The sequence below is a fragment of the Actinokineospora sp. UTMC 2448 genome (genome assembly GCF_024760565.1).
In the GTDB taxonomy this organism is placed as follows: domain Bacteria; phylum Actinomycetota; class Actinomycetes; order Mycobacteriales; family Pseudonocardiaceae; genus Actinokineospora; species Actinokineospora fastidiosa.
In genome coordinates, this window is the sequence record NZ_CP031087.1 from 1,569,420 (window position 1) to 1,593,545 (window position 24,126).

Consider the following 24,126-nt stretch of genomic DNA (forward strand, 5'->3'; position numbering starts at 1 on the left):
CCACGCCCCCGCTTCTCCCCGGCGCATCGTAATCGGTCAGGCGTCGAGCAGGGACCGCAGGACGCGGACGCGGTCGGCCTCCACCGGGTGGTCCCAGCTCCTGCGCACCAGCCCGCCTGCGTGGATCGCGGTGACGCCGATGGCCCGCAGCGCGGGGACGTGGTCGTGGCGCAGCCCGCCGCCCGCGAGCAGCCGGGGCCCGGCCACCGGCCAGTCGGTGCGGGCGGCCAGGACGGGCAGGCCGTCGCAGAGGCCGCTGGCCGACCCCGCGGTGAGCACGGTGTCGAGCCCGGGCAGCCCGGCCACGTCCGCCCACGCCTTGCGCGCGTCGCCCGCGTGGTCGACCGCCCGGTGGAACGTCCACGGGCAGCCGTCGACCGCCTCCACCACCGCCGACGTCGCCGCGAGGTCGACCTCGCCGTCCGGGGTGAGGAACCCGAACACGAACTCCTCCGCGCCCGCCGCCCGCAGGGCGCGCGCGGCCTCGACCATGCGCTCCACCTCGGCCTCGTCCGCGGTGAACCCCGCCCCGCCGCGGAGCATGACCCGCAGCGGGATGCCCACCGCCGCCCGCATCTCGGCGACCAGGGCCGCGTCTGGCGTGGTCCCGTCCCGGGACATGTCGGCGACGACCTCGAGGCGGTCGGCGCCGCCCCGCTCCGCGGCGCGGGCGTCCTCGGTCGTCAGGGCGATGATCTCCAGCAGTGGTGTGCGCACCCCACCATAATGGGTCTAGACCAATTGACGCGTCACGCCGGGTCCGGAACCGCTTCCGGCGCGGGGTTCCACCCGTGGTTGGGCGGGGTGTTGCCCGGTCCGCGCAGCACGCAGAACTCGTTGCCCTCCGGGTCGGCCAGGACGGCCCAGCCCAGGCCGTCGGGCTTGCGGCGGTCGACGAGCATGGTGGCACCGATGCCCAGCAGGCGCTCCACCTCGTCCTCGCGGTTGGTCTCCGGCTTCAGGCACAGGTGCAGGCGGTTCTTCCCCGACTTGGGCTCGGGGACCTGGGCGAAGAACAGGGCGGTGCCGCCGGGCAGCACGACGACCGCCTCCGGGTCGCCGGGCTGGTCGTCGTCGGCGAGCGGGTAGCCCACGACCTTCGACCAGAAGACGGCGAGCCCGTAGGCGTCGGCGCAATCGATCACGATGTTCTGGATTGTGCTCGTCATGGGCCGAACCGTTCCCGGATCGGCCCCGCCCCGTCAAACCGGTTTCAGCTCCAGCCGAGCTTGCCCACCCGGCCGCGAGCGCCCGACGCCCAGCACGCGCCGTCGCGGGCGCAGTCGACGGTGTCGAAGCTGCCCGCGTCGAACGAGTGCCACCGCAGGCCGCCGTCGACGGTCACGTCGCTGCCGGTCGGGCCCACGGCGATCGCCACCGTCGGCAGGAACGGGTGCCACGCGACGCCGGAGCGGTAGCCCTGCGGCGCGACCGCGGGCCTGCTCCACGTGCGCCCGCCGTCCCGGGTGACACCGAGCGCGTCGACCCCGCCGGTCGGGTCCGTGTAGTCCCCGCCGACGGCGATGCCGCGCGAGCGGTCCCGGAACGCGGTGGCGTACACGCCCGCGCTCGGCCCGCTGGCCAGCACGGTGTCGTGGGCGGTCCAGGTGCGGCCCCGGTCGGCGGAGTGCAGCACCCGCGCCGTCGCGCCGCCGCCGGTGGCGATCCAGGCGTGCCTGCCGCCCGCGACGGTCAGGCACTGCCCGCTCGCGGCGAACCCGAACTCGCCTGCCAGCGCGGGCGGCATCCCGGCCTCCGGCACGACCTGCCAGCTCGCGCCGCCGTCGTCGGTGCTCAGCACGCGGAACTTCCCGTCGACCGGGTCGCTCATGGCGAGTCCGTGCCTGCGGTCGAAGAACGCCATGCAGTCGTAGAACGCGGCAGGCTCCGCGCTGCGGAACGTCTCGGTCCACGTGGCGCCGCCGTCGGTGGTCCGGTAGATGCGCGACTGGTCGCCGGGCCCGATCGACATCGTCACCGCCGTGCGCGCGTCGAAAGCCTCGATGTCGCGCAGGTCGAGCGCCTCGCTGCCGGGCGGCGTGCTCCGCTGCCACGTCCGTCCACTGTCGACGGTGCGCAGGACGGTGCCCCTGGCCCCGCTCGCCCACGCCACGCGGGAACTCACCGCCGCGAGCCCGCGCAGCTGCGCGTCCGTGCCGGTGACCGAAAGCCGCCAGGTCAGGTCCGGGTGGCGGGCCGGGGTCGCCGCCCCCGCCGCCGGTGCCCCGCCGAGCGCGACCGCGACCAGCGCGGCCATGATCAAGGATCGCCTCATGCCCGCGCACCGTAGTCGACCGGACGCGCAGCGGACAGGGTTCGGCGATATCAGACCTGCGGATGACGCACGGTGACCGGACCGGATGATCGACTGTGGACATGCAGGATTCGCACGCGTCCCCTCGGCTGCGCCCGCCGAGGAACCCGGTCGAGCGCCGTGCCGTCACCTGGTGGGCGACGCAGGCGGCGCTCTGGTGGGGCGGGATCGTCGTCGTGCTCGCCGTCGCCGCGGCCGTCATCGGGCCCGCCCGGTTCTGGCTGCTGCTCGCCGCGGCCGTCACGGCGGTCGTGTGCCTGGTCGACGCGCTCGTGGTCTCGCGGGTGCGGTTCCGGGTCCACCGCTGGGAAGTGACCGACGACGCCGTCTACGCCAGGACCGGCTGGTTCATGCAGGAGTGGCGGGTCGCGCCGATGTCGCGCATCCAGACCGTCGACACCAAGCGCGGGCCGCTGGAGCAGCGCTTCGGCCTGTCGACGGTGACCGTCACCACCGCGTCGGCGCACGGCGCGATCAAGATCCCCGGCCTCGACCACCGGATGGCCGACGACCTGGTCCAGACCCTCACCGCGATCACCCAGGCGACGCCCGGTGATGCCACGTGACGGCCGGCTGGCGGCGCCTGGACCCGCGCACGCTGCGGGTCACCCTGGTGACCATGCTCGGCGTCGCGGTCGTCGCGGGCGTCCCGACCACCGTCGGCCTGCTCGGCACCGGACTCCCGTTGCTGGTGATCGTGCCCGTGGGCGCGGTGCTGCTCGTGCTCGGCGGCGTCGGCATCGACTGGCTGCGATGGCGGCACACCCGCTACCGGGTCACGGACTCGCGGGTGGAGGTGCGGCACGACTTCGTGGTGCACACGGTGAAGTCGATCCCGCGCGAGCGCGTGCGCAGCGTGGACATCGACGCCGGGCCCGTGCACCGGCTGTTCGGCGTGGTGAAGGTGCGCATCGGCACCGGGCAGCAGGACAAGGCGGGCGAGGTGATCACCTTCGACCCGCTGGACCGCGCGCTCGCCGAACGGCTGCGCGGCGACCTGCTGCGCCGCACGACGACCGAGCCCGCGACGGCCGTCCCCGGCGAGTTGGCCCGGCTGGACTGGGCGTGGCTGCGGTACGCGCCGCTCTCGGTGTCCACGCCGATCCTGGGCGCGGCGGCGTTCGGCGCGGTCATGCAGGTCGCCGAGTGGTTCGGCGTGCAGGCCGACGTGGTGCGCGCGGTGGGCGGGTTCTTCGCGAGCCTGTCGGTCGTGGAGCTGGTGGCCGTGCTCGTGGTGATCGGGCTCGTGGTGGGTGTCGTCGGCTCGCTCGGCCTGTTCGTCGAGATGTGGTGGAACTACCGGCTGACCAGGGAGTCCGGCGCCCTCGTCATGCGCCGCGGCCTGGTGACGACGCGGTCGCTGACGCTGGAGGAGCGGCGGGTGCGCGGGCTGGAGTTCGTCGAGCCGCTCGGCGCGCGGCTGGCGGGCGCGGCCCGGCTCGACGCGGTGGCCACCGGCCTGCGGGTCAAGGACGAGAAGGGACACAGCGTCCCGCGCTCGCTGGCCCCGGCGATGCCCAAGGCGAAGGCGCAGGCCCTGGCCGCGTCGATCCTGGGGGAGTCGCCGCCGCCGACCGAGGCCGCCGGGCTGACCGCGCACCCGGTCGCCGCGCGCAGGCGGCGGCTGGTCTGGGCCGTCTCGGGGGCGTTGGCCCCGGTGGCCGTGCTCGCGCTGCTCGGCGTGCTGCTGACCGACGTGCTGCTCGTGATCGCCGGGGTCGTCGCGGTGATCGCGGTGCCGCTCGCCGTCGCGCTCGGCGCGGACGCGTACCGCAATCTCGGGCACGGGCTGCGCGGGGAGTACCTGGTCGCCCGGTCCGGGGCGGTGCGCAGGCGCACGGTCGCGCTGCGCCGGGGCGGGGTGATCGGGTGGCGCGTGGTCAGCTCGCCGTTCCAGCGGCGGGTGGGCCTGCTGAACCTGGTCGCGGTGACGTCGGCGAACTCCGGCGCCTACGAGATCCCGGACGTGGACGCCGCCGGACTGGCCTTCGCCGACGACGCCGTTCCCGGTGTGCTGGGCCAGTTCCTGGACTACGGCCCCGGCGAAGCCGCTGCTACCGACAAGTAGGCTGCCGGTTCGTCATGAGCAGACACACCACCTTCGTCGCCGTGGGCGACTCGTTCACCGAGGGCATGTCCGACGACCTGCCCGACGGCACCTGCCGGGGCTGGGCCGACCTGGTCGCCGCGCGGCTGGCCGAGGACACCGCTGGCTTCCGGTACGCCAACCTCGCCGTGCGCGGGAAGCTGGTCGGGCAGATCGTCGACGAGCAGGTCGGCCTCGCCGCGGCGATGCGCCCGGACCTGGTCAGCTTCGCCGGGGGCATGAACGACGTCATGCGGCCCGGCTGCGACATCGACCTGGTGCTGCGGCGGGTCACCGAGGCCGCCGACCGCCTCGCCGAGGCGTCGGGCAGGCTCCTGCTGTTCCGGGTGATCGACCCGACCCGCAGGATGCGCGGCGCGGCCCGGCTGCTGCCGCGCATCACCCGCCTCCTGGACGCCGTCGACGCCGCGGCCGAGCGGCACGACGCGGTGGTCGTCGACCTGTTCTCCGCGCGGGTGTTCGACTCGCCCGCGCTGTGGGCGGAGGACCGCATCCACCTCAACGCCGAGGGCCACCGCAGGACCGCCGAGGCCGTCCTGTGCGCGCTGGGCCTCGAGCCCGAGTTCGAGTGGGACGCCCCGGTGCCGCCCCCGCCGCCCCTGCCCTGGCGCGAGCGCGCCAAGGCCGAACTCCGCTGGGCGAGGACGCACGCGCTCCCGTGGATCGGCCGCAGGCTGACCGGTCGCTCGTCCGGCGACGGCCGCGCGCCGAAGCGGCCGGAGCTGACGCCGGTCAGGCCGTAGCGGTGGCGGGCGCGGCCAGATAGGCCCGCAGCTCGGCGACGGCGGCGCGGCCCGCGCGGTTGGCGCCGATGGTGCTCGCCGACGGGCCGTAGCCGACCAGGTGGACGCGGGGGTCCGCGGTGACCCGGGTGCCGGTCATCGGGATGCCGCCGCCCGGGGCGCGCAGGCGCAGCGGGGCCAGGTGGTCCAGCGCGGCGCGGAAGCCGGTGGCCCACAGGATCGTGTCGGCCTCGGTCTCGGCGCCGTCGGGCCAGCGCACGCCGGTCGGGGTGATCTCGGTGAACATGGGCCTGCGGCGCAGCGGTCCGTCGGCGATGGCGGCCCTGATCCGCGACGTGAGCGCGAGGTCGGTGACGCTGACGACGCTGGCGGGCGGCAGTCCCGCGGCCACCCGCTCGGCGACCTTCGCGACGGCCGCGCGGCCCCACTCGGGGGTGAACGGCTCGTCCCGGAAGACCGGCGGGCGCCGGGTCGCCCAGGTCGTCTCGGCGGCCACCGGCCCGATCTCCAGCAGCGCCTCGACGGCCGACGTGCCGCCGCCGACCACGACCACCCGCTCGCCCCGGAAGTCCTCGGGCGAGCGGTAGTCGGCGCTGTGCAGCTGGCGGCCGAGGAAGGCGTCCTGGCCGGGGTAGCGGGGCCAGAACGGCTTGTCCCAGGTGCCGGTGGCGTTGACCACGGCCCGGGTCGTCCACTCCCCGGAGTCGGTGGCGACCAGCAGGCGCCCGTCGCCTGCCTCGGTCACCGCCGTCACCCGGACGGGCCGCAGGACGGGCAGGTCGAACTCGGCCTCGTAGCGGGCGAAGTAGTCGGTGATGGCCGCCGACGCGGGCTCGTCCGGGTCCGCGTCGGGCAGGGCGAGACCGGGCAGGGCGTGGAACCCGTGAACGTGCTCCATGACCAGCCCCGGCCTGCGGTGCCGCCACGCTCCGCCCGGGGTGGCATTCGCGTCGAGGACGACGAAGTCCACGCCGTGCCTGCGCAGGAAGTAGGCGCTGGACAGCCCCGCCTGCCCCGCGCCGATCACCACCACATCGGTTTCCACACCCTGGTCAACGCTCAGGACGTCGTCGGCATGCCCGGGCGCTCGAGGTAGGTGTCGTCCGGGCCGGTGAAGCCGAAGCCCTTGTAGAGGCCGTGGGCGTCGTTGGTGTGCAGCAGCCAGCGGAACCGCGCGCCCGGCCCCTCGTCGATCATGCGCCGCACCAGCGCCTTGCCCAGGCCCCGCCCGCGCGCGTGCTCCAGCACGAACACGTCGGCGAGGTAGGCCAGGGCCACCCCGTCGGACACCGCGCGGGCGAATCCGACCTGGGCGCCGGTCGCCGACTCGTACACGCCCACGACCCGCCACGCGCCGCGCAGCTGGGCGTCGAACTGGGCGCGGGTGCGCCAGCGGCCCCAGTAGGCGTCGGTGGACAGGTACGCCCACACGGCGTCGGCGTCGATGCGGCCGGGATCATCGTCCAACTCGTACACGTGCGCGAACCTACCTGCCCGCGGCGTAGCGGGCGGGGGAGATTCCCACGGCGGACCGGAACTCGCGGCTGAAGTGCGCCTGGTCGCTGAAGCCGAGGTCGGCGGCCAGCCGCGCCCAGTCGACGGCGCCGCCCTCGTCGGCGCGGGCCGCGGCCTCGTGCATCCGGTACCGGCGGATGACCCACTTCGGGCCGACGCCGACGTATTCGTTGAACAGCCGCTGCACCGACCGCACTGTCCGGCCGAACCGGTCGGCGAGGTCGTCGACCCTGGTCAGGCCCCGGTCGTCGCCGATCGCCGCGACCATGGCCCGGACCTCGGCCACCACCGGGTCGACCGGCGGGCACAGCGGCAGCAGCGCGGCCTCCAGCGCGTCGACCTCCGGCGCGACGTCCGGGGCGAGCCCGGGCACCAGGTCGGCCGCGGCGAAGCGCTCGTCGGTCAGGACGGACACCCGCCTGCCCAGCCACGGCCGGAAGCCGCCCGCGTGGAACCGCACGCCCAGCACGTGGCCGCGCCCGACCAGCGTCCGCCGGAACAGCCCGTGCAGGACCCCGTACACCCACGTCCCGTCCGGCTCGACCACCAGGTGCACGTTGGGATGCGGCACGACCCGCTGGGTGAACTCCTCGGCCAGGTCCCAGGAGACCTGCCAGTAGTACTCCACGAACGGCGCCAGCGCCGGGGCGGGCGGGATCTTGCGCAGGTCGAACTTCGTGCGCGCCGTCGTCGGGTCCAGCACGCCCGGGCTCACCTGGTCCACCTGCACGGACCCCACGGTAATCGGACCGGCCGACACTGTCGCGTTTGTTCAAGACGGGCCGGCTACCGTCGATGGCATGGAACAGGACCTGATGGCGAAGGTGGCCTCCGCCGCCGTGGACATCGCCCGCAACATCAAGCCCAGCCAGTACGACCTGCCCACCCCGTGCGCCGAGTACGACGTGCGCGCGCTGATCAACCACTTCACCCACTGGTCGGCCATCGTCCTGGAGCGCACGGCCCGCAAGCTGCCCCCGCCGACCGACGGCTCGGAGGACGAGAGCACCGACTACGCCGCCAAGCCGGACTGGCCCGACTTCTTCGCCACCCACGTGGACCGCTCCATCGCCGCGTGGGCCGAGCCCGGCGCGTGGGAGGGCGAGACGGTGATGGCGTCGAGCCCGATGCCCGCGCGGACGATCGGCACCATGATGACCGCCGAGCTCGCCCTGCACGGCTGGGACCTCGCCGCCGCCACCGGCCAGGCGTACACCCTCCCCGACGACGTCGCCGCGGATTTGCTGCGCACCGTCGAGAGCATGGCGGACATGGCGCGCCAGTGGGGCGCGTTCGGCCCGGAGGTGGGCGTTCCCGCCGACGCGCCCGCGCTGGACAGGGCGCTCGCGCTCAGCGGCCGCGACCCCGGCTGGAGGCCGTAGTCTCGCGCGCATGGCGTGGGATGTGCTGGTGGTCGGCGGCGGGATCGCCGGGGTGTCCGTCGCCGCCGAGCTGGCCGCCCGGGGGTCGGTGCTGCTCGCCGAGGCCGAGCCGGAGCTGGCCAGGCACACCACCGGCCGGTCCGCGGCGATCTACGTCCCCTCCTACGGCGGCCCGCTCGTCCGCGCGCTGACCGCCGCCTCCCGCTTCCCCGATGGCGTGCTCACCCCGCGCGCCATGCTCTGGGTGACCACCGACGGCCCGTCCCCCGGCCGCCCCGGCGCCCGGCCGATCAGCGTCGAGCAGGCCCGCGAGGTCTGCCCGGCGCTGCGGCCCGGGGCCATCGCCGCCGCCGACCTCGACGAGCGCACCGCCGACATCGACGCGATGGGCCTGCACCAGCACTACGTCCGCGCGCTGCGCGCCCACGGCGGCGAGATCCGCCGCGGCGCGCCGGTCACCGCGCTGCGCAGGGACGGCGCGGGCTGGCGGGCCGCCGTCGGCGCGGACGAGGTGCGCGCGGGCCTGGTCGTGGCGGCCGCGGGCGCGTGGACCGACCGCGTGGCCGCGCTGGCCGGGGTGCCGCCCGTGGGCCTGCTGCCGCTGCGCAGGACGATCGCCATCGCCGCCGGTCGGCCCGTCGAGCCCGACTGGCCGCTGGTCGTCGACACCGCAGACCGCTTCTACTTCCGCCCCGAGTCCGGCGCGCTGCTGGTCTCCCCGGCCGACGAGACGCCCAGCGAGCCGGTGGACGCCAAGCCCGACGACCTCGACGTCGCGCTGGCCGTCGAGCGGGTCAACGCGGTCACCACGCTCGGCCTGCGCACCGTCCGCACCGCGTGGGCCGGGCTGCGCACCTTCGCCCCCGACCGCGATCCCGTCGTCGGGGTCCGCGACGGCCATCCCGGCTTCGCGTTCTTCGCCGGTCAGGGCGGCCACGGCATCCAGCTGGCCCCCGCGCTGGCCGCCACCGGCGCGGCGATCATCGCCGGGGACGACCCGGGGGACGGCCTCGCCGCCGCGCTTTCCCCCGATCGGTTCCCCTGACTACTGTTACGCGCCAGTAAGGGCGGAGGGAGTCCAATGACGGACATGCGGTCGCGGCTCGCCGACATCGTCGGCGCGGCCAACGTGCGGGACGGGGCGGACGCCGCCGAGGACTACGCCCGCGACGAGGGCCTGACCAGCGTCGCGACCCGGCCCGCGTTCGTGGTCGCCCCCGGCGACGCGGGCGAGACCGCCGAGATCCTCAAGGCCGCAGCCGAGACCGGCACCCCGGTCACCGCGCGCGGCTCCGGCACCGGCCTCTCCGGCGCCGCCGTGCCGAGGACGGACGCGATCCTGGTGTCCTTCGAGCGGATGAACCGCGTGCTGGAGATCGACACCGAGAACCACGTCGCCGTCGTCCAGCCCGGCGTCACGCTGCGGGAGCTGGAGGAGAAGACCGCCGAGCACGGCCTGGTCTACCCCGTGTACCCCGGCGAGCTGAGCGGCAGCCTGGGCGGCAACGTCGCCACCAACGCGGGCGGCATGCGCGCGGTCCGCTACGGCGTCACCCGCCACCACGTGCTCGGCGTCGAGGCCGTGCTCGCCACGGGCGAGGTCATCCGCTGCGGCGGCAAGTACGTCAAGGCCAGCACCGGCTACGACCTCACCCAGCTCATCGTCGGCTCGGAGGGCACGCTGGCCCTGGTCACCGAGGCCACGCTCAAGCTCCAGCCGCGCGTGGCCCACCAGGCCACCGTGCTCGCGCCGTTCGGCGACCTCACCGCCGTGGTCAGGGCCGTGCCCAAGGTGGTCGCCAGCGGCATCGGGCCGCTGATCCTCGAGTACATCGACGCCATGACCATGGGCGCGATCACCTACACCCACGACCTGCAGCTCGGCATCCCCGACCAGGTCCGCGACACCTCCCAGGCCTACCTCGTGGTCATGCTGGAGAACCGCGACGCCGAGCGCCTCGACGACGACGTGGCCGCCACCGGCGAACTGCTGACGGCCCTCGGCGCCGTCGACGCCTACGTGCTGCCCGGCCCGTCCGCGCGCCGCCTGATCGAGGCCCGCGAGCAGGCCTTCTACACCGCCAAGGGCGCGGGCGCCGACGACGTGATCGACACCGTGCTGCCGCGCGCCGCGCTGCCGGAGTTCATGGCCCGCGTGCAGGGGATCGCGCAGGCCAGCGAGACCTTCGTCGTCGGCTGCGGGCACGCGGGCGACGGCAACGTCCACCTCGCGGTGTTCCAGAAGGACGCCGACAAGCGCGCCAAGGCGCTGCGCGAGCTGTTCGCCGCGAGCATGGAGCTGGGCGGGGCGATCTCCGGCGAGCACGGGATCGGCCACGCGAAGAAGGCCTACTTCCTCGACCTGGAAGACCCGGCGAAGATCGCGCTGATGAAGCGGATCAAGCAGGCGTTCGACCCCACGGGGGTGCTCAACCCCGGCGTCCTCTTCGACTGACGGAATGGATCACATGAACGGGGCACAATCGCTCATCCGCACCCTCGTCGACTCCGGCGTGGAGGTGTGCTTCGCCAACCCCGGCACCTCGGAGATGCACTTCGTCGCCGCGCTGGACACCGTGCCGAGGATGCGCGGGGTGCTGGCGCTGGCCGAGGGCGTGGTCACCGGCGCGGCCGACGGCTACGGCCGGATGGCCGACAAGCCCGCGGCGACGCTGCTGCACCTGGGCCCGGGCATGGTCAACGGCATGGCGAACCTGCACAACGCCCGCCGCGCGCACACCCCGATCGTCAACGTCATCGGCGACCACGCGCTGACCCACAAGGGCTTCGACGCGCCGCTGGAGTCCGACATCAACGCGCTCACCGGCTGGACGCACGGCTGGAGCCGCACCTCGACGGACACCGCGTCGGTCGGCAAGGACGCCGCGGAGGCCGTGGCCGCCGCGCGCGAGGGCCGCGTCGCCAACCTGGTCCTGCCCGCCGACGTCTCCTGGGGCGAGGGCGGCGAGCCCGCCGCCGAGGTGGTCCCGCCCGCGCGCGCGACCGTCGCCGACGACCGGATCGCCGAGATCGCCGGGGTGCTGGGCGAGTCCACTGTGGTCCTGCTGGGCGCGGGCGCCACCCGCGAGCGCGGCCTGCGCGCCGCGAGCCGGATCGCCGCGGCGACCGGGGCCAGGCTGTTCGCCGAGACCTTCCCCGCGCGCATCGAGCGCGGCGCGGGCCTGCCCGCCGTCGACCGGCTCGGCTACCTGGCCGAGCAGGTGCAGTGGCAGCTCACCGGCGTCACCCACCTGGTGCTGGTCGGCGCGAAGGCGCCCGTCTCGTTCTTCGCCTACCCGGGCAAGGCCAGCGAGCTGACCCCCGAGGGCTGCGCCGTGCACACGCTGGCCGAGGTGGGCGAGGACACCGCCGACGCGCTCGACCGGCTCGCCGACGCGGTGGCCGAGGGCGTCGAGCCCGTCCTGCAGGCCGAGTCCCGGCCCGCGCTGCCCAGCGGCGACCTCACCCCGCAGAACTGGGCCGAGGTCATCGGCGCGTTGCTGCCCGAGGGCGCGATCATCTCCGACGAGGCCAACACCTCCGGGCTCATGATCCCGATGGCCACCGCGGGCGCGCCCCGCCACGACGTGCTCACCCTGACCGGCGGCGCGATCGGCCAGGGCCTGCCGGTGGCCGTCGGCGCGGCCGTGGCCTGCCCGGACCGCCCGGTCGTCTGCCTGCAGTCCGACGGCTCGGCGATGTACACGATCTCGGCGCTGTGGACGATGGCGCGGGAGAACCTCAACGTCACCACGATCCTGCTCAACAACCGCGCCTACGCCATCCTGCGTGTTGAGCTGACCAGGGTGGGCGCGGAAGGCGCTGGCCCGAAGGCGAACTCGCTGCTGGACCTGTCCACCCCGGACATGGACTTCGTCGCGATCGCCACCGGCATGGGCGTCCCGGCGACCCGGGCGCGCACAGCGGAGGAACTGGCCGAGCAGTTCCGGCGGGCGCTGGCCGAGCCGGGCCCGCACCTGATCGAGGCCATGGTGCCCTCGCTGATCTGACAGTTGCGGGCGCCCCCATCCCGCCCGGTCGGGAATGGGGGCGCCACGCCGCCGCGAGGTCTGGGGTTACCGCAGGTCCATCGACACTTCCTCGTCCTCATCGTCCTCGTCGTACTCGACCCACTCCTCGAACTGGGTCCAGGAGACACCGTCGGTCTCGGCGTGGGTGAACCAGAAGCCCCAGGACTCCCAGTCGTCCCCGCATTCCCCGGGGCCGTCGTACTGGTGGTGGGGATCGATGGTCACGAAATCGGTCTCCACCGGGTCGTCGTAGGGGACGGTGGCGGACGCGGCGGTCGCGGTCATGCCGCACGCGAAGACCGCCGCGCCGATGATGGAGCCGATTCGCCTTGCCGTGGTGCGCATCAAGTCACTCCTAGCTGGACGGACGATACGGTCATCTCGACTCTCGCACGTGGAGACCACACTGGACATTCATCGGTCGAGTGGACCTGTCCGTCCCCGATCCGCGCCATCCGCCCGGCGCACGCACCGACCGCGACTACCACACCGGTCCGCGGCGGTCTAAATCCAACAACCGGGTGTACCCGATCGGGGACATCAAGGTGACTCGTCAACCACCACCGGGCCCGGCGCCTCCCGGTCGGCCGACGGCGCGCGCCGCTCGTCGGCCCGGGCGCGGCGGCTGGCCTCGTTCATCTCGATCACGTCGGTGGCCCAGTCGCCGATCTCCCTGGCCACGTCGCGCACCGCCGCGGTGATGATCTGCGCAATGCGCCCGACGTGGTCGGCCGCGGACTCCGTCAGCTCCTGGATGGTGTCCTTGCGCGTCTCGAACTCGCTGACCATCGGCTGCTCCCCAACCCTCACGCCGCGCGCCGTGCGCGGTCGGTCTCGACGGTACCGCTCCACGCCCGCGTCAGCCGGTCCGGCAGCGCCAGCCGGACGATCTTGCCGAACACCGATCCGAGCTGCTTCGCCAGCCCGCCGGTGTTGTACGGCAGGCCGTACTTCGCGCAGATCGCGCGCACCTCCGGGGCGATCATCGGATAGCGCCGCGCCGGGATGTCGGGGAACAGGTGGTGCTCGATCTGGTGCGAGAGGTTCCCCGACAGGATGTGGAACAGCGGGCTCCCGGTGATGTTGGCCGAGCCGAGCATCTGCCGGTAGTACCACTGCCCCCGGGTCTCGTCTGCCGTCTCCTCCTCGGTGAACGACTCGACCCCGGCGGGGAAGTGTCCACAGAAGATGATGGCGAACGCCCAGAGGTTGCGCGCCAGGTTCGCGGTCATGTTGCCCAGCAGGGTCGGCAGGAACAGCGGGCCGCTCAACGCCGGGAACAGCGCGTAGTCCTTGAGGACCTGCTTGACGCCCTTGTGCCACATGCGCCTGCGCTCCGCGGCCGTCTCCGACCACTTCTTCTCCCCGGACGCCAGCTTCTCCGCCTCCAGGTCGTGCAGCATCACGCCCCACTGGAAGAACACCGCCAGCAGCGCCGCGTACACCGGGTTGCCCAGGTAGTACGGGTTCCACTTCTGCGCGGGGTCGATCCGCAGGACGCCGTAGCCGATGTCGCGGTCCTTGCCGATGATGTTGGTGTAGGTGTGGTGGACGTAGTTGTGCGAGTGCTTCCAGTTCTCCGCGGGCGCGACGGTGTCCCACTCGAACATCCGGGAGTTCAGGGCCGGGTCGCGCATCCAGTCGTACTGGCCGTGCATGACGTTGTGGCCGATCTCCATGTTGTCGAGGATCTTCGACAGCGACAGCGCGCCGACCCCGGCCAGCCAGGCGGGCGGCAGGAAGCCGAGGAACAGCAGCCCGCGTCCCGCCACCTCCAGGGCGCGCTGGATCTTGACGATGTCGAGGATGTACGCGCGGTCGGCCTCGCCGAGGTCGGCGAGCACCCGCTGGCGGAGCGCGTCGAGGTCGCGGCCGAGCGCCGCGTACTGGTCGGGGGTGAGCTGGGGAGCCATGGTGTTCCTCTACAAGTCGAGGGTGACGTCGCCGACGGGGACGCGGACGCAGAGCTGGATCTCCTCGTCCGGGTCGGTGGAGGTCTCGCCGCTGCGCACGTCCCGCACGCGGCCCGCGGTCTTGACGCTGGTGCAGGAGAAGCAGATGCCCATGCGGCAGCCGTGCTCCGGCGTGAGCCCGGCGGCCTCGGCCTGCTCCAGCAGCGTCCGGCCGCTGTTGGGGGCGCGGCGTCCGCTGCGGGCGAAGGTGACCGTGCCCGTGGCCTCCGCCGTGTCCACGGCGACGGGGGCGGGCGCGAACTCCTCGGTGCGCAGCAGCCCGCCGATCCCGAGCCCGTCGTAGACGCCGCGGACGGCGGCCATGAGTCCGGGCGGACCGCACAGGTACGCGGGCGCCTCGGTGAACCACGGGGCGGCGGCGCGCAGGTGCTCCTCCGTGCAGAACCCCTGGAGGTCGCCGTCGGCCGCGTCGGTGTAGCCGAGCACGAGCCGGACGTTCGGGTGCCGGTCGGCCAGCGCCCGCAGGTCCGCCAGGTGCGGCACATCGGACCGGCGGTAGGCGTAGTGCAGGAACACGATCTCGCCGTCGTGGCCCTCGTCGGTCAGGGTGCGCAGCATCGACAGCACGGGCGTGATGCCGCTGCCGCCGCTGACGAGCAGCACCCGGCGCGGTCGGGCGGTGTCCAGGGTGAACTCGCCCTCGGCCTGCGACAGGTGCACCACGAGCCCGGTCCGGGCGTTGGCGTGCAGCCAGCGGGAGACCAGCCCGCCGTCGTGCGCCTTGATCGTCAGGTCGAACGAGCCGGGGCGGTGCTCGGAGGTCGAAGGGGAGTAGCAGCGGGTCCGCCGAATGCCGTCGATCACGACCGACAACCGGACGAATTGCCCAGATCGGAACCCGCGCCACCGTCGGGTGGGCCGGATGGTCAGCGTGACCGTGTCCGAGGTGGTTCGGTGCACGCTTGTCACCTGACCGCGCAGCTCGCGAACGGTCAGCATCGGGTGGACCAGTTCGAGGTATCTGTCCAGGCCATGCGGGGTGGCGAGGGCTTCGAGCAGGCGGAGTCCAGCGGTGACCGCCATCATGTCCTCCGGTCATAGTGAACGTGCGTACACTGAAAAGTGGAGCGCGGGACGAGGTCGGGTGTCAACGTGGAAAGCTGTGAAAACCGCAACAAGGTGGGCGGATACCGGGTGGATCACGCGCGTACGCTCACGCAGGTGAGCGAAGTGGCCCTGGGGATTCGGCAGGAACGCAAACGGCGCACGCGGCAGGCGCTGCTGGACGCCGCCCTGCGCCTGCTGGACCGCAGCAGCCTCGCGGGCCTGAGCCTGCGCGAGGTCACCCGCGAGGTGGGCATCGTCCCGACGGCCTTCTACCGCCACTTCGCCTCGATGGACGAGCTCGGCGTCGCCCTGGTCGAGGAGAGCATGCGCACCCTGCGCGACATGCTCCGCGACGCCCGCCGCACCAGAGTGGACGACGCGATCCGCGGCTCGGTCCGGATCATCGCCGAGCAGGTGCTCGCGCACGAGAACCACTTCCGCTTCCTCATCCGCGAGCGCCACGGCGGCGTCCCGGACGTGCGCAGGGCCATCGCCACCGAGTTGCGGTTCATCGGCAGCGAGCTGGCCACCGACCTGGCCCGGTTCCCGGGGCTGTCCGCATGGGACACCGAGGACCTGCGGATGGTCGCCGACCTGATGGTCTCGGCGATGCTCGGCATCGTGACCGCCCTGCTCGACCGCCCCCGCGACCCCGACCACGTCGCCGAGGCGACCCGGGTGGGCGAGCGCCAGCTCCGGATCATCGCCCTGGGCACGGCGCAGTGGCGGAGCCCGCGCTAGCACTGGCAAGCCGAACGTACGGACTGTTATTTTTCGGGTGTTTCCCCAGGTCAGCCCATGATTGTCAGTGAACGGCAACTGGCACGCCCTGCCGGAGAGCACCCATGAGGTGGTAAACCATCCGGTGTGACGGCCAACACTCGCGTAGGCGTCCCGAAGGAGTCCGCTCCGGGTGAGCGGCGGGTGGCGCTCGTGCCCAAAGTCGTCGAACGGCTCCGATCCCGCGGCATCGACGTCGTCGTCGAGCCGGGAGCCGCCACCGCCGCGCTCATCCCCGACGAGGCCTACACGGCGGCGGGCGCCGTGCTCGGCGACCCGTGGCAGGCCGATCTGGTGGTCAAGGTCGCCGCCCCCACCGCCGAGGAGGCGGCACGGCTGAAACCCGGGGCCACGGTGATCGGCTTCCTCGCCCCGCTCACCGACCCGGCCGGGATCGAGACGCTGCGCAACGCCGGGGTCACCGGGTTCGCGATGGAGTCGATCCCGCGCATCTCCCGCGCCCAGTCCATGGACGCGCTGTCCTCCCAGGCGAACGTGGCCGGTTACCGCGCCGCGCTGCTGGCCGCCGAGCACCTGACCCGGTTCTTCCCGATGCTCACCACCGCGGCGGGCACGGTGCCGCCCGCCAAGGTGCTCGTCCTCGGCGCGGGCGTCGCCGGGCTGCAGGCCCTGGCCACCGCCCGCAGGCTCGGCGCGCACACCACCGGCTACGACGTGCGCCCCGAGGTCGCCGAGCAGGTCCGCTCGGTCGGCGCGCAGTGGCTCGACCTGGGCATCGAGGCCACCGGCAGCGGCGGGTACGCCCGCGCCCTCACCGACGCCGAGCGCGAGGAGCAGCAGCGCCAGCTCGGCAAGGCGATCGGCGGGTTCGACGTGGTGATCACGACCGCGCAGGTCCCCGGAAGGCCAGCACCCCGGCTGGTCACCGCCGAGGCCGTGCGCGGGATGCGGCCCGGCGCCGTGGTGGTCGACCTCGCGGGGGAGTCCGGCGGCAACTGCGAGCTGAGCGAGCCCGGCGGCACGGTCGTCGCCCACGACGTCACCGTCACCGCCCCGCTGAACCTGCCCGCCACCATGCCCGAGCACGCCAGCGAGCTGTACGCCCGCAACGTGCTCGCGCTGATCGAGCTGCTCATCACCGACGACGGCGCGCTCGCGCCCGACTTCGCCGACGAGATCGTGCGCGGCGCGTGCGTGACGCGGGAGGGGGAGTAGATGCTGCTGCAGAACCTGGCGGTGCTCGTGCTCGCGGGCTTCGTCGGCTTCCTGGTGATCTCCAAGGTGCCCAACACCCTGCACACCCCGCTGATGTCGGGCACCAACGCCATCCACGGCATCGTGCTGCTCGGCGGGCTCATCGTCCTCGGCCTCGGCGCCGAGGGCACGCTCGACAAGATCCTGCTGGTCATCGCCATCGCCTTCGGCACCATCAACGTCGTCGGCGGCTTCCTGGTCACCGACCGGATGCTCGGCATGTTCAAGGGCCGCTCCGACAAGGACGCCAAGCGATGACCGCCGTCCAGATCCTCTACATCGTCGCCTTCGCCCTCTTCGTCTACGGCCTCATGGGCCTGACCGGTCCCCGGACTGCCGTGCGCGGCAATTGGATCGCCGCGGCGGGCATGGGCGTGGCCGTGATCGCCACGCTGATGATCCCCGGCATGGGCAACTGGTGGCTGATCCTGCTCGGCCTGGCCATCGGCGCCGCCGTCGGCGTGCCGTCCGCGCGCCGGGTGAAGATGACGGCGATGCCGCAGATGGTCGCGCTGTTCAACGGCGTCGGCGGCGGCGCGGTCGCGCTGATCGCGTGGGTCGAGTTCCGCCAGAGCGACGGCTTCGCCCACGAGGCCGCCTACGTCGCCGTCGCGAGCCTGTTCGCCGCGCTGGTCGGCTCGGTGTCGTTCTGGGGCTCGCTGATCGCCTTCGGCAAGCTGCAGGAGATCCTGCCCGGCCGCCCGATCGGCGCGGGGCGGCTCCAGCAGCCGATCAACCTGCTCCTGCTGGTGGGCGGCCTCGCGTGCGGGACCGCGATCGTCGCGGGCGCGTCGGCGGAACTGCTGGTCATCGGGCTGCTGGTGCTGTCGGCCGCGCTGGGCGTGCTGGTGGTCCTGCCGATCGGCGGCGCGGACATGCCGGTGGTCATCTCGCTGCTCAACGCCCTCACCGGCCTCAGCGCCGCGGCGATGGGCCTCGCGCTGGACAACACCGCGCTGATCGTCGCGGGCATGATCGTCGGCGCGTCCGGCACGATCCTGACCAACCTCATGGCCAAGGCCATGAACCGCTCGATCCCGGCCATCGTGGCGGGCGGCTTCGGCGGCGGCGGCGGACCGGCGGCCGAGGTCGACGGCGACCGCACCGTCCGGCGCACCAGCGCCGCCGACGCCGCGGTCCAGATGGCCTACGCCAACCAGGTCATCGTCGTCCCCGGCTACGGCATGGCCGTCGCGCAGGCCCAGCACGCCGTGCGCGAGATGGCCGACCTGCTCGAGGCCCGCGGCGTCGCGGTCTACTACGCCATCCACCCGGTCGCGGGCCGCATGCCCGGGCACATGAACGTCCTGCTCGCCGAGGCCGACGTGCCCTACGACCGGCTCAAGGAGATGGACGAGATCAACGGCGAGTTCGCCCGCACGGACGTGGCCATCGTGATCGGGGCCAACGACGTCACCAACCCGGCGGCCCGCACCGACCCGTCCTCGCCGATCTACGGCATGCCGATCCTCAACGTCGACGAGAGCCGCTCGGTGATCGTCCTCAAGCGCGGCATGGCCACCGGGTTCGCGGGCGTGGACAACGCCCTGTACTTCGACCCCAGGACGGCGATGCTGTTCGGCGACGCGAAGGCGTCGGTGTCGGACGTCACCGAGGAGCTGAAGAACCTGTAGCCGCGGCCGCCCGCGCGGGTGGAGACTGGGCCCATGAGCCAGCCCGCGGTCATGGACAGCGCGGAACTCGGCCTGTTCGGCCCCGACTCGGTGACCTGGCAGCTGCACAGCGACCCCGCCATGTGGCTGGCGGGCGTGCGCGGGCTGTTCCTGCAGGCCCTGCACCCGCGCACGGTCGCGGGCGTCGTGCAGAACTCCGACTTCCGCGGCGATCCCCTCGGGCGGCTGATGCGCACCGCCACCTACATCGGCACGACCACCTACGGCACCGTCGACGAGGCCCAGGCCGCCGCGGCCCGGGTGCGCGCACTGCACCGCACGCTGCGCGCGACCGACCCCGACACCGGCGAGCGCTTCCGCGTCGACGAGCCGGACCTGCTGCTGTGGGTGCACTGCGCCGAGGTGGGGTCGTTCCTGTCGGTCACCCGCCGCGCGGGCTTCCCGCTCACGAAGGCGCTCGCCGATCGTTACCTGTACGAGCAGCGCACCAGCGCGGGCCTGGTGGGACTGGACCCGGAGGAGGTGCCCGGCTCGGTCGAGCACCTGCGCGCGTACTTCCGCCGCGTGCGTCCCACTCTGCGGAACACCCCGGACGCCGAGGTGATCAACGACTTTCTGCACTCCCCGCCGGTGAAAGGCAGGCTGGCCGCCGGGCTGCCGCTATACCGGCTCGCGATCGGGCGGCTGTCGTATTCGCTGTTGCCGGGATGGGCCCGCCGGATGTACGGCGGCGGGGGCTATCCGGAAAGGGTGTCGACGCTGGCACTGCGCGCCTTCCGCGCCGCGGCGCTGGCCGTCCCCGGCGGTTTCCGCATCGCCGGGGACGTCGAACCGGCACAGGTGGGCGCGGTCCGCAGGCTCGGCGAGTGGGCAGCGCCGTCCCCCAGGCGACTTCCCCGGCTATGACCGATTGAGCAGACACCCGCGCGCGGGTGCCTGCCACCGGCGTCGACTAGCTGTGCGCTTCCTGGAATCGCATGACCAGCGCCTGCGGGATGCGGCCGCGCTCGGCGATGGCCTCGCCCTGGCTGCGGGCCCATTCCCGGATGGCCTGGTTGTCCGGCTTGTCCGCGCTCGCCGCCTTGCGGACCGCGCCCTTCCCGCGCTTGCCCCCGGTCTTGCGGGCGTGCCCGACGAACTCCGCCAGCGACTCGCGCAGGCGGGCGGCGTTCTCCGCGGACAGATCGATCAGGAAGTCCGTGCCGTCGAGGGCGAAGGCGACGGTCTCGTCGGCCTTGCCACCGTCGAGATCATCCACCAACTCGACAACGGTCTTCTGTGCCACGGTTTCCTCCGCGTTGTGTGTGCCAGTCTGGAATCGGCTTGCCGGAATATCCCCCTGCCGATGGTCATGAGCTTATCTGCCCGCCCCGCCGGTTGACATCGGGCCGCGCCGAAACCGCTGCGGAACAATCTTCATCTTCAATTGTCGGTGGCTCTCACACAAGGCATTTCGCTAGCCGGTGACCGCCAGCCGCAGCGCGCGTTCGGCGATGCCGAGCAGGTCCGGGTCGGCCGGGTCGGACGGCTTGTCCAGCCAGACGGCCTGCGCCACTTTCACGCTGTTGCCCTCGTGGCCGGTGACGAAGGCAGCGGAGTCGAACGTCGGGGCGAGCCCGCCCGGCCACGCGCCGTCGAGGTCGCGGACGCCGCCGGTGCCCGGCTCCTCGGCCACCGCCCGCAGCTCGGTCGCGGTGGCGCTCGCGGCGAACCGCAGCACCGAGACCAGCACCGCCGCCTGCTTGCCGTCGGCCGTGGCGGCGTAGCGGGCGCGGACGACCTCGTCGCACCCGTTGCGCTCCAGCCACGCCTTGACGTCGCCGTACGTCACCGCCGCGCAGTCGGGGCCGGACGCGGCGCCGTGGACGGTGAACGCCACACCGTCGACGCCGACCGGGGCAGCGGGCCGCTCGGGCGGCGGCTCCTGCGAGGCGGAGTCGCCCGAGCCGAGCGCCAGCACCACCCCGATGATCAGCAGCAGCACGACCAGCGCCGCGGCGGCGACCGGCAGCCAGCGCGGCCCGCGCCGCGACCGCTGCGCGGACGGCGGCTGGGCGGGGGCGGCGGCCTTGGGGGCGACGGCCGACTTGGGGATGAACGTCGTGGCCACGGCGGGCGCGGACTCCGGGAAGCCCTCGGCGACCAGGTCCGCCTGGCTCAAACCCGAGTTCGGGTGCAGCGCCTCCAGGATGCGGACGGCCTGCGGCGCCGCGCACGCGTGGTCGTGGGTCGCCAGCTCGCGCGCCGCGGACAGCAGCGTCAGCGGCTCCGGGTGCAGGATGCGCACGCCCCGCACGAGATCGGCGGTCGGCTGCGACACCTGCTTGACGTACGGCCCGACGGCGATCACCACGCCCACCGGCAGCGGCTCGACCCGCGCGCCCTGCAGCAGGGCCGTCACCGCGCTGCCTGCGGCCAGCGCCTCGGCGCCCGGGTTCGTCGCGCCGTCATGGCGCACCAGCGGCCAGCCGTCGGTCTTCCACCCGCTGTTCAGCGGGGCGTCGAGCCGGACGGCGGGATCGGGAAGGTCGACGCCGGAGACGACGATCACGCCGCGCGGCAGCAGGATCACCGCGTCGATCGGCCGCTGGCCGCGCGCCGGGCGGACCCCCACCAGCGCGACCCCGCCGAGCACGGAACCGCCCGGCCCCCACGAGGCGAGCGCGGCCCGGACGTCGGCCCCCACCTGCGAGGCGGGTTCCCCGATGCGCACCAGCCGCACGTCACACCTCCCGATCGGCGTGATTCCCGGTCAGTATCGGATCAACACGCTAGCGGGCGTGCGGTTCACCTGTCCGGGTGGGCGTGGGGCGGGCGTGGTCTTCGTGGTTCGTGTGGCCAAAGTGTTCGGTTGCGGGCACAATGGCATCCGGGTAACACCGCGCACGTGCCAGCGGGCAGCCGGAGCGTCGGGGACGTAGGGGAAGACGATCCTCGTCGAGCACCGGAGGTCAGCAGTGAGCACCCGTGGCAACACCCGTGGCGTGGTGTACGTCCACTCGTCGCCGACTGCGGTTTGCCCGCACGTCGAGTGGGCGATCTCCGGCACGCTGGAGGCACGCGCCGAGCTGCGCTGGACACCGCAGCCCGCCGCACCCGGCCAGCTGCGCGCCGAGTACGCCTGGACCGGCGCGCCCGGCAGCGGCGGCAAGCTGGCCGCGGCGCTGCGCGCCTGGCCGATGATCCGCTTCGAGGTCACCGAGGACCCCAGCCCCGGCGTGGACGGCGAGCGCTGGTGCTACGCGCCCGCGCTCGGCCTCTGGCACGCCCGCACGAGCGCCAACGGCGACATCGTCGTCGGCGAGGACCAGCTGCGCGCGCTGGCCGCGGGCGCCCGCGCGGGGGAGTCCTTCGCCTTCGGCGTCGACGAACTGCTCGGCGCGTCCTGGGACGAGGCGCTGGAGCCCTACCGCAGGGCGGGTGACGGCGCGCCCATCACCTGGCTCCACCAGGTGGGTTAGCGTTGGAGCGTGCGCTCTGAACGGCAGTCCTGGCTGCTCCCTGCCGTCCTGCTCGCGGTGATGGTCACCGCGGCGGGCGGTCTGCTCGCCCGCGACCTCTACGCCGAGTCGACGCCGATCGTCCAGCAGCCGGTCGTGCCGAGCGAGACCCCGGTGCCGCGCTCGGAGCAGCCCGGCTCGCGCGCCGTCGAGGGCACCGAGGACGCCGTCCGCCACCCCATGTACGAGACGGTCCGCCAGCTCCTGCAGACGCACTTCGACGCCATCAACGGCCGCAACTACGAGCGCTGGATGACCACGGTCACCTCCGCGCACATCAAGAGCCGCCCCGAGCCCGACTGGCGCGCCGCCTACCGGTCCACCCAGGACGGCAGCGTCGTGGTGTACCGGATCGAGAGCGGGCCGCCGGACCAGGCCCGGGTCATGCTGGGCTTCGTCAGCACCCAGGACGTCGCCGACGCGCCGCCGGAGCTGCCCGAGGAGTGCATCCAGTGGCACGTCATCTACGCGCTGGCCGTGGAGAACGGCGCATGGCGCATCGACGCGGGCGCCACCGGGGCCAGCCCCCAGCACGAGGCCTGCTGAGACGACCGGACGCCCCGCTCCTGACCAGGAGCGGGGCGTCCGGGAGATCTTGCGGGCCTACGCGGTGAACGCGAGCGCCACGTTGTGGCCGCCGAAGCCGAACGAGTCGTTGATCGCGGCCTGCAGCTCCACCTTGCGCGGCTGGCCGGAAACCACGTCCAGCGCGACCCGGGGGTCGAGCTGCTCGAGGTTGCGGGTCGCGGGGATGATCCCGTAGTAGATCGACAGCACGGTGAAGATGCTCTCCACCGCGCCCGCCCCGCCGACCAGGTGGCCCAGCGACGACTTCGGCGCGGTGAGCACCACGTGCTCGCCCAGCGCCTTGCGGATCGCCGCGGCCTCGCCCACATCGCCGACCACCGTCGAGGTGGCGTGCGCGTTGACGTGGCCGATGTCGGCCGGGGTCAGCCCGGCCATCGCCACGGCGTGCTCGATGGCCTTGATCTGGCCGATCCCGTCCGGGTGGTTGCCGGTGATGTGGTGGGCGTCGGAGGTCATGCCGTAGCCCGCCAGCCGCCCGTACACCCGGGCGCCGCGCGCGGCGGCGTGGTCGGCGCGCTCCAGCACCAGCACGCCTGCGCCCTCGCCGAGCACGAACCCGTCGCGGTCGGTGTCGAACGGGCGCGAGGCGCGGTCCGGCTCGTCGTTGCGGGTGGAGAGCGTGCGCGACTGCGCGAACCCGGCCACGGTGATCGGGTGGATGCACGCCTCCGCGCCCCCGGCGACGACCACGTCGGCCCTGCCGTTCTGGATCATCTGGTAGGCGCTGGCCAGCCCCTCCGCGCCCGACGCGCACGCCGACGCGGGGGAGTGCACGCCAGCGCGGGCGCGCAGCTCGATGCCCACGTGGGCGGCCGGGCCGTTGGGCATCAGCATCGGCACCGTCAGCGGCGAGACCTTCCGCAGGCCCTGCGTCTCCAGGATGTCGTCCTGGTCGAGCAGGGTCACGGGGCCGCCGATCCCGGTGCCGATGCTGACCCCGAGCCGCTCGGGGTCGACCGAGGTGTGCTCGTCGGACGGGAGCTCGAAGCCCGCGTCCGCCCAGGCCTCCCGGGCAGCGATCAGCGCGATCTGCTCGCACCGGTCGAGCCTGCGGGCCTGCACGCGCGGCAGCACGTCGCTGGGGTCGACCGCCAGCGGTGCCGACAGCCGCGCGGGCAGGTCGTAGCGCTCGACCCAGTCCGCGTCATTGGCGCGGATGCCGTTCGCGCCCGCCAGCAGTGCTTCCCAAGTGGCGGACACGGTCCCACCGAGCGGCGTGGTCGCGCCGATGCCGGTGATGACGACGTCAACGTTGCTCATGGGTATTCCTTCGCAAGCGGGTGTGGCCCGGGGAGTG

27 protein-coding genes are annotated in these 24,126 nt (G+C 73.4%); 14 read left to right on the forward strand and 13 right to left on the reverse strand.

All coding sequences use genetic code 11. From position 1 onward, the window contains the following. Positions 1-36: 36 nt before the first annotated feature. Genes Actkin_RS07495 through Actkin_RS07505 form a run of 3 tightly spaced genes read right to left on the reverse strand, consistent with a single transcriptional unit; the run spans position 37 to position 2,275 of the window. Positions 37-717 (reverse strand): copper homeostasis protein CutC, encoded by a 681-nt coding sequence (locus Actkin_RS07495; protein WP_258906484.1) that lies wholly within the window; start codon positions 715-717, stop codon positions 37-39. A 32-nt stretch (positions 718-749) separates the two neighbouring features. Then, a complete protein-coding gene (locus Actkin_RS07500) occupies positions 750-1,169 on the reverse strand; it encodes a VOC family protein (protein ID WP_189212018.1) in 420 nt (139 codons plus the stop codon). 44 nt (positions 1,170-1,213) lie between these two features. Beyond that, positions 1,214-2,275 carry a WD40/YVTN/BNR-like repeat-containing protein gene (locus tag Actkin_RS07505; protein ID WP_258906486.1) on the reverse strand — a complete coding sequence of 354 codons (1,062 nt, stop codon included), beginning with the start codon at positions 2,273-2,275 and terminating at the stop codon, positions 1,214-1,216. Positions 2,276-2,376: 101 nt separating this feature from the next. Between Actkin_RS07505 and Actkin_RS07510 the strand changes: the two genes are divergently transcribed. The 3 genes from Actkin_RS07510 to Actkin_RS07520 are packed head-to-tail and all read left to right on the forward strand — an operon-like array spanning position 2,377 to position 5,164. Then, positions 2,377-2,880 (forward strand): PH domain-containing protein, encoded by a 504-nt coding sequence (locus Actkin_RS07510; RefSeq protein ID WP_189212017.1) that lies wholly within the window; start codon positions 2,377-2,379, stop codon positions 2,878-2,880. Next, the gene (locus Actkin_RS07515) at positions 2,877-4,382 is read left to right on the forward strand and encodes a PH domain-containing protein (protein WP_309569121.1); all 1,506 of its coding nucleotides are present in this window, start codon (positions 2,877-2,879) and stop codon (positions 4,380-4,382) included. Before Actkin_RS07510 ends, Actkin_RS07515 begins: the two co-directional genes overlap by 4 nt. A 14-nt stretch (positions 4,383-4,396) precedes the next feature. Beyond that, on the forward strand, positions 4,397-5,164 hold the full coding sequence (locus Actkin_RS07520; protein WP_189212016.1) for an SGNH/GDSL hydrolase family protein: 768 nt from the start codon (positions 4,397-4,399) through the stop codon (positions 5,162-5,164). Here the strand turns inward: Actkin_RS07520 and Actkin_RS07525 are convergent. Genes Actkin_RS07525 through Actkin_RS07535 form a run of 3 tightly spaced genes read right to left on the reverse strand, consistent with a single transcriptional unit; the run spans position 5,154 to position 7,409 of the window. Next, positions 5,154-6,209 (reverse strand): FAD-dependent oxidoreductase, encoded by a 1,056-nt coding sequence (locus tag Actkin_RS07525; RefSeq protein ID WP_258906487.1) that lies wholly within the window; start codon positions 6,207-6,209, stop codon positions 5,154-5,156. The two genes, Actkin_RS07520 and Actkin_RS07525, sit on opposite strands and share 11 nt — an antisense overlap. Before the next feature lie 14 nt (positions 6,210-6,223). After that, positions 6,224-6,640, reverse strand: coding sequence for a GNAT family N-acetyltransferase (locus Actkin_RS07530; protein ID WP_258906489.1), 417 nt, complete (start codon positions 6,638-6,640; stop codon positions 6,224-6,226). Between the two features lie 10 nt (positions 6,641-6,650). After that, positions 6,651-7,409 (reverse strand): helix-turn-helix domain-containing protein, encoded by a 759-nt coding sequence (locus Actkin_RS07535; protein WP_229787085.1) that lies wholly within the window; start codon positions 7,407-7,409, stop codon positions 6,651-6,653. A 70-nt stretch (positions 7,410-7,479) separates the two neighbouring features. On the opposite strand from Actkin_RS07535, the gene Actkin_RS07540 reads away from it, so the two are divergent. The 4 genes from Actkin_RS07540 to Actkin_RS07555 are packed head-to-tail and all read left to right on the forward strand — an operon-like array spanning position 7,480 to position 12,071. Next, entirely contained in the window at positions 7,480-8,061 is a 582-nt protein-coding gene (locus Actkin_RS07540; protein WP_189212014.1) for a TIGR03086 family metal-binding protein, read from the forward strand. 10 nt (positions 8,062-8,071) lie between these two features. Next, positions 8,072-9,106, forward strand: coding sequence for an NAD(P)/FAD-dependent oxidoreductase (locus Actkin_RS07545; protein WP_258906490.1), 1,035 nt, complete (start codon positions 8,072-8,074; stop codon positions 9,104-9,106). A 36-nt stretch (positions 9,107-9,142) separates the two neighbouring features. Beyond that, positions 9,143-10,516, forward strand: coding sequence for an FAD-binding oxidoreductase (locus tag Actkin_RS07550; RefSeq protein ID WP_258906491.1), 1,374 nt, complete (start codon positions 9,143-9,145; stop codon positions 10,514-10,516). Between the two features lie 13 nt (positions 10,517-10,529). Then, entirely contained in the window at positions 10,530-12,071 is a 1,542-nt protein-coding gene (locus Actkin_RS07555) for an acetolactate synthase large subunit (protein WP_258906492.1), read from the forward strand. A 66-nt stretch (positions 12,072-12,137) separates the two neighbouring features. Here the strand turns inward: Actkin_RS07555 and Actkin_RS07560 are convergent, their stop codons facing one another. The 4 genes from Actkin_RS07560 to Actkin_RS07575 form a co-directional block, all read right to left on the reverse strand. After that, positions 12,138-12,437 (reverse strand): hypothetical protein, encoded by a 300-nt coding sequence (locus tag Actkin_RS07560; protein WP_189212010.1) that lies wholly within the window; start codon positions 12,435-12,437, stop codon positions 12,138-12,140. A gap of 195 nt (positions 12,438-12,632) precedes the next feature. After that, positions 12,633-12,881, reverse strand: a complete 249-nt coding sequence (locus Actkin_RS07565) for a hypothetical protein (protein ID WP_189212009.1) — start codon at positions 12,879-12,881, stop codon at positions 12,633-12,635. Positions 12,882-12,898: 17 nt separating this feature from the next. Beyond that, on the reverse strand, positions 12,899-14,005 hold the full coding sequence (locus Actkin_RS07570; protein WP_258906493.1) for a fatty acid desaturase family protein: 1,107 nt from the start codon (positions 14,003-14,005) through the stop codon (positions 12,899-12,901). Between the two features lie 9 nt (positions 14,006-14,014). After that, the gene (locus Actkin_RS07575; RefSeq protein ID WP_309569122.1) at positions 14,015-15,091 is read right to left on the reverse strand and encodes a ferredoxin reductase; all 1,077 of its coding nucleotides are present in this window, start codon (positions 15,089-15,091) and stop codon (positions 14,015-14,017) included. Between the two features lie 135 nt (positions 15,092-15,226). Here Actkin_RS07575 and Actkin_RS07580 point away from each other — a divergent pair, with 135 nt between their 5' ends. The 5 genes from Actkin_RS07580 to Actkin_RS07600 all read left to right on the forward strand — a co-directional run bounded on the left by Actkin_RS07580 (position 15,227) and on the right by Actkin_RS07600 (position 19,647). Further along, positions 15,227-15,853 carry a TetR family transcriptional regulator gene (locus Actkin_RS07580; RefSeq protein ID WP_258906495.1) on the forward strand — a complete coding sequence of 209 codons (627 nt, stop codon included), beginning with the start codon at positions 15,227-15,229 and terminating at the stop codon, positions 15,851-15,853. A gap of 126 nt (positions 15,854-15,979) precedes the next feature. Beyond that, complete coding sequence (locus Actkin_RS07585; protein WP_189212005.1) at positions 15,980-17,068, forward strand: Re/Si-specific NAD(P)(+) transhydrogenase subunit alpha; 1,089 nt, start codon at positions 15,980-15,982, stop codon at positions 17,066-17,068. Continuing rightward, positions 17,069-17,365 (forward strand): NAD(P) transhydrogenase subunit alpha part 2, encoded by a 297-nt coding sequence (locus tag Actkin_RS07590; protein WP_189212004.1) that lies wholly within the window; start codon positions 17,069-17,071, stop codon positions 17,363-17,365. Further along, positions 17,362-18,741: an NAD(P)(+) transhydrogenase (Re/Si-specific) subunit beta gene (locus Actkin_RS07595; RefSeq protein ID WP_258906497.1), complete on the forward strand. Its 1,380-nt coding sequence runs from the start codon at positions 17,362-17,364 to the stop codon at positions 18,739-18,741. Before Actkin_RS07590 ends, Actkin_RS07595 begins: the two co-directional genes overlap by 4 nt. A gap of 33 nt (positions 18,742-18,774) precedes the next feature. Continuing rightward, positions 18,775-19,647: an oxygenase MpaB family protein gene (locus Actkin_RS07600; RefSeq protein ID WP_229787083.1), complete on the forward strand. Its 873-nt coding sequence runs from the start codon at positions 18,775-18,777 to the stop codon at positions 19,645-19,647. Positions 19,648-19,693: 46 nt separating this feature from the next. Here the strand turns inward: Actkin_RS07600 and Actkin_RS07605 are convergent, their stop codons facing one another. Together Actkin_RS07605 and Actkin_RS07610 are read right to left on the reverse strand one after the other, a co-directional pair. Further along, the gene (locus Actkin_RS07605; protein ID WP_189212002.1) at positions 19,694-20,026 is read right to left on the reverse strand and encodes a histone-like nucleoid-structuring protein Lsr2; all 333 of its coding nucleotides are present in this window, start codon (positions 20,024-20,026) and stop codon (positions 19,694-19,696) included. A gap of 171 nt (positions 20,027-20,197) precedes the next feature. After that, positions 20,198-21,463, reverse strand: a complete 1,266-nt coding sequence (locus tag Actkin_RS07610; RefSeq protein ID WP_258906498.1) for a hypothetical protein — start codon at positions 21,461-21,463, stop codon at positions 20,198-20,200. A 235-nt stretch (positions 21,464-21,698) separates the two neighbouring features. Here Actkin_RS07610 and Actkin_RS07615 point away from each other — a divergent pair, with 235 nt between their 5' ends. Both Actkin_RS07615 and Actkin_RS07620 read left to right on the forward strand, forming a co-directional pair. Next, positions 21,699-22,202 (forward strand): DUF3145 domain-containing protein, encoded by a 504-nt coding sequence (locus Actkin_RS07615; protein WP_189212000.1) that lies wholly within the window; start codon positions 21,699-21,701, stop codon positions 22,200-22,202. Between the two features lie 9 nt (positions 22,203-22,211). After that, the gene (locus tag Actkin_RS07620) at positions 22,212-22,787 is read left to right on the forward strand and encodes a hypothetical protein (protein ID WP_229787082.1); all 576 of its coding nucleotides are present in this window, start codon (positions 22,212-22,214) and stop codon (positions 22,785-22,787) included. Positions 22,788-22,844: 57 nt separating this feature from the next. Here Actkin_RS07620 and Actkin_RS07625 read toward each other — a convergent pair whose 3' ends face one another. Beyond that, positions 22,845-24,089 (reverse strand): beta-ketoacyl-[acyl-carrier-protein] synthase family protein, encoded by a 1,245-nt coding sequence (locus tag Actkin_RS07625; protein WP_189211999.1) that lies wholly within the window; start codon positions 24,087-24,089, stop codon positions 22,845-22,847. Between the last annotated feature and the right edge of the window lie 37 nt (positions 24,090-24,126).